Raw genomic sequence first — 3,295 nt, forward strand, 5'->3', positions numbered from 1 at the left:
TCGATGTTCTGGCCAACGACACGGATGTCGATGGTGGGCCACAATCGATTGCAAGCGTCACCCAGCCCGGCAACGGCTCAGTGGTCTTTACCGGCGGCGGCACGGGTCTCACCTACCAGCCCGATCCCAATTTCTTCGGGATCGACACCTTTACCTACAGCCTGACGCCAGGCGGCAGCACTGCGACGGTGACAGTGACGGTCACGGCCGTGAACGACGCACCGGAGGTGTCCGTGACACAGGTTGTAGCCGCGCTGGCGGAGGACACGGACACCACGTCTCGGATCAAGATCGCGGATATCGTGGTGAGCGACGACGAGCTTGGCAGTGAGACTCTCGCGCTGAGCGGGGGGGATGCGGGGCTGTTCGAGATCGACGGTACGGAACTGTACTTGCGGGCCGGGACGGGCCTCGACTTTGAAACCCAGACGTTGTTCGACGTTTCGGTGACGGTGGATGACACGACGGTCGGGTCGACGCCGGATGACAGTGCGGCGGTGAGCCTGTCGGTCACGGATGTGAACGAGGCGCCGTCGGGTCGGATTGCCATTCTTGGCAGCCTGTCGGAGTTTGCGACCCTGGTCGCGGATCTGTCCGGCCTGTCCGATCCAGAGGGCATCCAGGCGGCCAGTGCGACGTTCCAGTGGTTCCGGGATGGCGCCGAGATCTCGGGGGCCGTGGGGGCGACATATACGACGATCACGGGCGATGTCGGTACCACACTTTCGGTACGGGTCGCGTATCTGGATGGAACCGGGAACTCTGAAACCTCCACGAGTGTCGAGGCAGGACCTGTTCTGCCGACGGATCAGAACCTTGTGGGTGGCAGTGGCGAGAACCACCTGACTGGCGGGGCGGGCGACGACACAGTGACCGGCCAGGACCAGGACGATATTCTGTCCGGAGGGGCGGGCAACGATTCCATCCTGGGTGGCGGCGGCAATGACCGGTTGCGGGGCGAAGATGGCAACGACACCCTGGATGGTGGCGACGGCGCTGATACCGTGAGCGGCGGGGCGGGCGACGACCTCTTGTCGGGCGAAGACGGCGACGACTTGATTGTTGGAGGCGACGGGGCGGATACCGTCTTTGGCGGGAACGGCGATGATACCGTGTTCGGCATGGGGGGCGACGACGTGATCGTCGGCGGCGAGGGCAATGATGTGCTGGCAGGGCAGGACGGCAACGATGTGCTGACCGGTGGCGCGGGTACTGATCTGTTGTTCGGCGGAGCGGGGGACGATTTCCTGAACGGCGGCACGGATAACGACCTGTTGCATGGCGGCAGCGGGGCGGATCGCTTCTTCCATTTCGGCCATCCCAGTCACGGCACCGACTGGATCGCGGACTTCTCGTCAGAGGAAAGCGATGTCCTGCTGTTCTGGAACAGTGACGGATCCGGTGTCGAGGACTTCACGGTCGTCACGGGCCAAGGGGTTTCACCTGGTGGTGAACTGGCGGGCGACGATGCCGTGGATGAGCTGTTCGTGATCCATCAGCCCACAGGCATGACGGTCTGGGCCTTGGTCGACGGCGCAGATCTCTCGGAACTCAACCTCAGGCTGGCGCTGACCGGCGCTACAATCGACCTGCTGGCATGAGATCAGGACATTTTCCCGGGCCACCCGTTTTGGGTGTCTCGGGCGGTCGGCAAGGCATCTTTCGCGAGTCCTCGGCTATGGCAGAGACCCGGTACCGTGGGTGGGCCGGGGCTTCCGGCTCTTGAAAAGGTTCAAGCCAAAAGATCGAACACATCTGCTCCGATCTGGAGGTTGATCGCGCTCTGCCCTTCGCCATCGACCAGCGCCCACATGATCTGGCCAGTGGGTTTGTAGATCACGAAAGCCTCTCGGACGGCATCGTCGCCGGCACGCTCGCCCGCGGCACTTTCGGTATGGTTGAAGTTCACCTGGAAATCGGCGCGGGTGGCGGAGGTGTTGCCAAAGAGCAGAACGTCACCCTCGGCGGCACTATAGTCCTGCACCCAGTCCGAGCCATGGCCGAGTCCCCCTACGTGGAAGAACTTATCGGCGCCGCTGCCACCGTTGATGCGGTCATGCCCAAACCCGCCGTTGACAAAGTCGTTCCCGGCGCCGCCATAGACAAGGTCGGAGAAGGAGGAGCCGGTGATCACGTCGTCGCCGTCCTGACCCTGGATCTCGTCCACGCCGAAGCCGCCTGCAATGGTGTCGTTGCCGCCCTGGCCATAGACCAGATCGTTGCCATATCCGGCATCGACGCTGTCGGCGCCCTCGCCGGCATAAATCACATCGCGCACATCGTCCTCGGTGGCGCCGCCGATGATCGGCTGTGGCCGCGATAAGTTGCGATGTTGGGTCCAGCGGGAAGAAGCTGACGCTGGTCGCTGGGATGGTGGGACGTCGGAAGAACGTTCCCAGTTCAAGGAACTGGAACGCGAGGTGCGGGAGCTTCGGCAGGTCAACCAGGTTGTGAAGAAAGCATCTGCGTATTTTGCTCAGGCGGGCTCGACCGCCAACTGAAACGATGATCGGGTGCATTCACTGCCTAGCAAGGCATTGCGGCAGGTAATGTCACGAGAGGGACGATCACAAGGCCGCGTATGGGGTCGAGTCGATCTGCCATGTTTTCCCGGTCGCCCTTCCATTGCCCGGCAGGCGATTGCAAGGCCCTCTTCCGAGAAGGGACATTCCATGTACATCTGGCCGCGGCCCGCGACCTGGATTGTGCATCTGTTCGCGCTAAAGGGGGTGCCGTTTTGCGGCGCGAAGTGCAACGCATCCGGATCAGAACTTCAACATCTACGGGGTACGCAAGGTCTGGCATCAGATGCGCTGGGAAGGCTTTGAAGTGGCCCGATGCAAGGTGGAACGGCTGATGCGGCAGCTGGGAATATAGGGTGTTGTTCGCGGCAAGGCTTAAAAGACCGTGTGACCAGACCAGGCCCTGCCATGCCCGCGCGAAAAGGTGAACCGGCAGTTCCAGGCGCCGGCCCCGAATACGCTCTGGTTAAGTGACTTTACCCACGCCCCGACCTGGCAGGGATATGTCCACGTCGCTTTCGTGAGTGACACCTTCGCCAACCGTTTTGTCGGCTGGCGATCGTCACGTTCTCCGCAGTCCCAGTTCGTTCTGGATGCGCTGGAACAGGCACTCTATGAGCGGCGACTGGCTGGGGATCTCATCCATCACAGCGGCCGTGGTAGCCCGTGTGTGTCGACCCGCAGTACCGAGTACTAAGTTCGTCCTGAACAACGCTTTCAGGCGGCTGTAAGCGCCTGACGTGGTCGATCCGGGCGGGTCATGGCGTTCAGAA

Annotated in this window: 3 protein-coding genes and 1 pseudogene; 3 read left to right on the plus strand and 1 reads right to left on the minus strand. The window is 62.2% G+C overall.

Features of this window, described 5'->3' with window-relative positions; genetic code table 11:
- Positions 1-1,601, plus strand: a 1,601-nt coding sequence (locus tag OEZ49_RS22880; protein WP_263390451.1) for an Ig-like domain-containing protein, incomplete at its 5' end; no start/stop codon positions are given.
- A gap of 131 nt (positions 1,602-1,732) precedes the next feature.
- Here the strand turns inward: OEZ49_RS22880 and OEZ49_RS22885 are convergent.
- Positions 1,733-2,278 (minus strand): calcium-binding protein, encoded by a 546-nt coding sequence (locus OEZ49_RS22885; RefSeq protein WP_263390452.1) that lies wholly within the window; start codon positions 2,276-2,278, stop codon positions 1,733-1,735.
- A gap of 22 nt (positions 2,279-2,300) precedes the next feature.
- Here OEZ49_RS22885 and OEZ49_RS22890 point away from each other — a divergent pair, with 22 nt between their 5' ends.
- Both OEZ49_RS22890 and OEZ49_RS23185 read left to right on the plus strand, forming a co-directional pair.
- Entirely contained in the window at positions 2,301-2,501 is a 201-nt protein-coding gene (locus OEZ49_RS22890) for a hypothetical protein (RefSeq protein WP_263390453.1), read from the plus strand.
- Positions 2,502-2,710: 209 nt separating this feature from the next.
- A pseudogene (locus tag OEZ49_RS23185) lies at positions 2,711-3,213 on the plus strand (IS3 family transposase); the annotation flags it as partial.
- Positions 3,214-3,295: the final 82 nt, after the last annotated feature.

It is taken from the genome of Ruegeria marisflavi (assembly GCF_025673445.1).
Taxonomy (GTDB): Bacteria; Pseudomonadota; Alphaproteobacteria; order Rhodobacterales; family Rhodobacteraceae; genus Ruegeria_B; species Ruegeria_B marisflavi.